Here is a 5,363-nt window from a genome sequence, read left to right as displayed (position 1 = left end):
ATCCAGAACCGCGTACTGCAGGGCCACCCCTGGGTATTTGGCAACGAAGTAGCACAGATCGATGGCGCCGTGAATGCCGGCGATATTGTAGATGTATTCACCCACCAGGGCTTTTTTGTAGGCCGCGGCTACATCAATCCCCAGTCCCAGATCCTGGTGCGCATCCTTACGCGCGACAAGAACGAAACGGTAGATGCCGCTTTCTTTCACCGCCGCCTGCAAAAGGCCTGGGAGTACCGTCAAAAGCTGGGTTATGTGGAGAATTGCCGCCTCATTTTCGGGGAAGCCGATGAAATGCCCGCCCTGATCATTGATAAGTTCAACGATTATTTTGTGCTGCAAACCCTGGCCCTGGGTATGGACCGCTGGAAAGGCGCTATTGTAGATGCCCTGAACAGCATTTTCAACCCCAAAGGCATTTATGAGCGCAACGATGTACCCGTGCGGGAGCTGGAAGGTTTGCCCCAGCAAAAAGGCTTTCTGAGCGCGCCTTTTGATACTAACATCATCATTAACGAGAATGGCTTAAAGTTTCATGTAGATATCGTAAATGGCCAGAAAACGGGCTACTTCCTGGATCAGCAGGATAACCGCCGCGCCATTCAGCATATTGCAAAAGGAGCTGATGTGCTGGAAGCTTTCTGTTACACCGGCACCTTCTCCTGCCATGCAGGCTACTACGGCGCTAAAAGTGTGCTGGGACTGGATATTTCCGAACATGCGGTAAACACCGCCCGCCGCAATGCGCAGCTGAATAACCTGGACCACATCTGCCAGTTCCAGGCGGTAAATGCCTTTGATGTGCTGAAACAATGGACCCGGGAAGACAAGCAGTTTGATGTAGTGATCCTGGATCCGCCGGCCTTTACCAAAAGCCGGGAAAACATCCAGAAAGCCATTACCGGTTATAAGGAGATCAACCTGCGGGGCATGAAGCTGCTGAAACCCGGCGGGTTCCTGGTAACAGCTTCCTGTACCAACCTGGTGCCACCCTCCATGTTCCTGGAGATCATTGACATGGCGGCCAAGGATGCCAAGAAAAAGCTGCGCCAGGTTACTTTCCAGACACAAGCACAGGACCATCCTATTTTATGGAATATTGAAAATACTACGTACCTGAAATTTCTGATTGTAGAGGTTTCTTAAAGAGAGAATGTAAAATGTAAAATCTTAAATTTTAAATGATAAAGTGCAGGGGAGTTGGTTTCATTGGATATAGGGCTTCAAACTTTTACATTTGATATTTTACATTTATCATTTTACATTTCGGAGGATCGTTACTTCACTACATTAAACTTTCCGGACTCGATCAGGTTACCATCCCGGTCACGGAGCTGGAAAATATATAACCCGCTGTAGTAAGAACCCAGGTCCATAGAGGTACGGCCATTCACATTTTTCAGCTGGTCCATTTTCTTGCCCAGGAAGTTGTATACAATAAGATCATATACCTTATCGTTATTATGCTGTTGAATTTCAAAATTAATCCTGCTGGAGGCCGGATTAGGGTATAGCTTAACGATCTTCACAGCCCCCTCGTTCTCCGTAGCAGGGAGAGTTTTAGGCGTTTGCGCGCTGCCGGTAAGGCAGTGGAAACAAAGTATTAAAGTAAAAAAGAGAGTAGAGGTTTTCCACATAATTAGTATAAAAATAAGGATTTTTTTGAATATTTGAGATTTTAATTTCGGTTCATCACCTATGTAAATATAACAAACGGCAGGCCAATTCAGTTGGCCTGCCGTTGTTTTTTTGAAAAATTTAACGCTTTATCAGCCATTTTATTGTAAGGTGCTCAAAGTCTGTTTAATAGCGTCAAAATTTGGCTGGTCGCCGGCGCTTTCCAGCACTTCTGCATAACGCAGGGTACCTTCCTTATCCACCACAAAAGCCGCTCTTTTGGATACGCCTTTCAGGTCCAGCACAAAAGTTTCATAAAAGGCGCCGTATGCCTGGGAGGCTTCCTTGTTAAAGTCAGACAGCAGGGGAAAGTTCAGCTGCTGATCCGCCTTAAATTTACCCAGGGTAAAGGGAGAATCTACCGAAATGCCTACCACAGCGGTGTTCAGGCCATTATACACACTCAGGGTGTCCCGTACAGAGCACAGCTCCGCGGTGCAAACGCTGGTAAATGCCATGGGAAAGAACAGGATCACCAGGTTCTGGCCCTTAAAATCTTCCAGGGATACCTTTTTCTTTTCAGTATCCGTTAATGTAAATGCCGGTGCTTTACTGCCTACGGTTGCGCTCATATTAAAAGTTGTTAGTGGTTAAAGATTAATAAGGCCGTAAAATTACATGAAAGTGTTATTAATCCAAACTCACTGGTTTTATTAAAAATGCGGGCAGTTCGTCATTTCCAGCGTACTGTTCCGGCTGTTCAGGAAGTCCTTGAACACCAGCGATATTTCAAAACCGCCAAAGGTTTGGCTGGCAGTACGCAGGCTGGAGATATTGGCGTCATAGCTCATACCTACTTCCCAGCTGCCCATATCCAGCTTCATGGTGGGCACAATAGCATCGTTCCAGCGCAGGAACAAACCGCCGTAGATACCCCGATCAGATACCAGGCCCTGGTCCAGCAGGCCATAACCCACCAGCGCTCCGCCGATAAACTCACTGTAAGTGCCCTGGTGCAGCTGGTTATACTGGCCTATTATCTTTACGTTTTCAGATACCGGTACCGTAATGCCTGCGTTAAAGGTGAACTTCATATCCAGCTCCACACCCGGATCCTTGTAAAACGATACTTTGGGCCGGTTCAGATGGTACGCAGCTGCCCCTATAAAATAGCTTGTGTTTTCCCCGATGGTGCTGTTATAGCTCAGTCCTATGCCGGCATCCAGGTAAGAGTAGCCGCGTAAGGCCAGCCGCCCGTCCTCCCCCGTAGGAGCATAGGGATCAAAACGCCCGTTCGTATACTGGTTATTGAAAGTAAGATGGGTGGGGTCAAACTGCCGCTGCACCAGGCCGCCCATAATACCCAGGGACAAAAAGCTGCTTTTATCCGCGCTCAGGGATTTATGAAAGTTCAGCGCCGGCAATACCTGTACGGATTGCAGGCGGGAGGTGCCTGCCCGGTCGTAGGATAGCTGCAGGCCTGCTGTTACAAAGTTATTGCTCATCCCTACCGGGAACTTCATTTCCCCGCTGAATGTACCGGTCTGGTAAGGAACCGTTACACTGTTCCACTGGTTGCGGTACACCGCCTGCACACGTATATCACCATTGAAAATACCAATGAGCGCAGGGTTGCGTAATATGGGCGTTTCGTAAAATTGTGACAAATGTATATCCTGCGCAGTTACGGTTTGCGTAGCATAGGTACCGGTTACAACCATTAGCAGTATACTGCGTAACAGTCTATTCATAGGAATGTATTTAGGTATATTATCGGTTCGGTTATCTCAGTAATGTCACATTTCCTTTCAGCGAAAAATTTTCATTATTGTCGCAGCGGGCCTCTATGAAATAAATATACACATCGGCCGCCTGCGGCTGGTTTTTATAGGTTCCGTTCCATCCGGAGCTGATGTCGTCTATGGCTATATTTTCCCTCTTGAATACCTCTTGTCCCCAGCGGTTAAAAATGCGGAAAGATTTAATAAAGTTAATGCCTTTTCCGCGAGGATAAAAAATATCATTCTCCCCGTCGCCATTGGGACTGAAGGCGCTGGGAATGTATACCACATTTTGGTCACATACCAGATGAATGTCTACCAGATCACTATTGGAGCAGCCGTCTGCATTGGTGCCTTTAATACTGTAGCTGCCGGGTTTACGCACATCTGCCAGTGTAGTGGGGCAGATGGCGCAGTCTATATTTTCAGCAGGGGTCCATTGCCAGCTTACCACATCCGCGCTGCCGGTAGCAGCCAGCGTAATGCGGGTGCCTACGGTCACCGTTTGGTCGGGGCCTGCATTCACCGTGGGCAAAGGTTTTACCTGTATGCTCACCTGCTGTGTTTGGCCGGGGCAGGCCGCATCATTGGTGCCGGTAACGGTATAGGTAACATCCTGCTCCGGTGTGCTGATTGGGTTGGCTACATGGGCCGAAGTAAGGCCGGTAGCGGGCGCCCAGCTGTAGGTTGCAGCGCCGGCAGCTCTTAGCTGTGCGGCCGCACCTTTACACAGCACCGTGTCGGACGATACGGTGAGCTGCACCTGCGGCACTACTTTAACAGCTACGGAATCTGTTACAAAACAGGCAAAGGCATTGCTGGCCGTTGCAAAGTATTTGGTATCGGTCACCGGGTCGGCAATAGTGCTGGCGCAGCCCACGCAGCTCAGGTGATCGTTGGGGCTCCATAACACCGTACCATTTGACTGTGCATTGAGGGTAATGCTATTGCCTTCGCAGATCTTGTACTGCCGGGAGGCCATGCTCAGCGTAGGGGTAGGGTCTACCGTAAGCTGCTGCGTAAAGGAATCCACACAGTTGCGCGCATCCGTTATCACCAGCGTAATAGCTACCGTGCCCGCAGGGGAGTAGGTAGGCGTTGGCGGCACTTTTGTGCTGGCCGTCATACCATTACCTAAAGACCATCGCCAGTTGGTTAAAGGAATATTGGGCCAGGGCTGCGAAGCATCTGTGAACGTAACCGGCTGGCCCACGCAGGCCTTGCCAATTATAAAATCCGCCTGGGGCGCAATAATAGTTATATGCTGCGGTTTCACCACCGTATCATTACAATACACGGCAGGGTCTTTATAAAAAATAATGAGTGTATCGGTAAACGTGCCGCTTTGTTCATAGGTTTTATAAATATCCACGGCAGTAGTATCCAGCCGGGTATTATCCCCAAAGCGCCAGGCGTAGTGGTGCACCTGCTGGGAGGGTACATGCAGCACGCCATAGCCAATGCGGCTGCCCCGGCATATGCTGCTGATGCCGGTACTAAAATCAGCCTGGAAGCAGGATACTGTCTGAAAATCGCTGCTGGTGCAGGTGCCTGCTGTTTCGCGCACGGTTAAGCGCACGGTATAATCCCCGTTCTGGCTATATACATGCGTGGCATCCCGGGTATATTCCAGCGCGCTGCCATCGCCAAAATCCCACTCATAGGTAACACCGGCAGTAGCGCTGGAGGTGTTGGTAAAGGTAAATGCCTTGCGGTTGGTACAGGAACGGGCAAAGGTGAATCTGGCCGCAGGGCCTGTGATCTGCACGGTTACCGGTACGCTGCCGGCATAACAGCCATTGCGGCCTGCCTTCATTTGCACCTGTATCGTGCCATTGGCCTTAAAGCCGTGTGTAATATCGTTCTGGGGGCCTTCCTGGGTAGTGCCGTCGCCAAAATCCCAGCTATAGCTGTCGGCATTAGTGGCAGTGGCCAGCAAACGTATGGGCGATCCTGCACAGGCGG

General features: G+C 49.7%; 5 protein-coding genes. 1 reads left to right on the top strand and 4 read right to left on the bottom strand.

Annotated elements, in window-relative coordinates; genetic code table 11:
• The coding region (locus VIM87_RS23320; protein WP_331999334.1) for a class I SAM-dependent rRNA methyltransferase at positions 1–1,146 on the top strand (1,146 nt) is incomplete at its 5' end.
• A gap of 131 nt (positions 1,147–1,277) precedes the next feature.
• Here VIM87_RS23320 and VIM87_RS23315 read toward each other — a convergent pair.
• The 4 genes from VIM87_RS23315 to VIM87_RS23300 all read right to left on the bottom strand — a co-directional run.
• The gene (locus VIM87_RS23315) at positions 1,278–1,637 is read right to left on the bottom strand and encodes a T9SS type A sorting domain-containing protein (RefSeq protein WP_331999333.1); all 360 of its coding nucleotides are present in this window, start codon (positions 1,635–1,637) and stop codon (positions 1,278–1,280) included.
• A gap of 141 nt (positions 1,638–1,778) precedes the next feature.
• Positions 1,779–2,249 (bottom strand): redoxin domain-containing protein, encoded by a 471-nt coding sequence (locus VIM87_RS23310; protein ID WP_331999332.1) that lies wholly within the window; start codon positions 2,247–2,249, stop codon positions 1,779–1,781.
• Between the two features lie 81 nt (positions 2,250–2,330).
• Positions 2,331–3,368 carry a PorP/SprF family type IX secretion system membrane protein gene (locus VIM87_RS23305; protein ID WP_331999331.1) on the bottom strand — a complete coding sequence of 346 codons (1,038 nt, stop codon included), beginning with the start codon at positions 3,366–3,368 and terminating at the stop codon, positions 2,331–2,333.
• Between the two features lie 31 nt (positions 3,369–3,399).
• A partial coding sequence (locus VIM87_RS23300; protein ID WP_331999330.1) for a PKD domain-containing protein occupies positions 3,400–5,363 on the bottom strand: 1,964 nt, incomplete at its 5' end.

Source organism: Chitinophaga sp. (assembly GCF_036569125.1).
Taxonomy (GTDB): domain Bacteria; phylum Bacteroidota; class Bacteroidia; order Chitinophagales; family Chitinophagaceae; genus Chitinophaga.
This window is presented reverse-complemented; position numbering and strand designations above follow the sequence as displayed.

Excerpts from the sequence above, each read along its gene's own strand:
- VIM87_RS23305 (WP_331999331.1), bottom strand. The coding sequence starts at position 3,368 with ATGAATAGACTGTTACGCAGTATACTGCTAATGGTTGTAACCGGTACC.
- VIM87_RS23310 (WP_331999332.1), bottom strand. The coding sequence starts at position 2,249 with ATGAGCGCAACCGTAGGCAGTAAAGCACCGGCATTTACATTAACGGAT.
- VIM87_RS23315 (WP_331999333.1), bottom strand. The coding sequence starts at position 1,637 with ATGTGGAAAACCTCTACTCTCTTTTTTACTTTAATACTTTGTTTCCAC.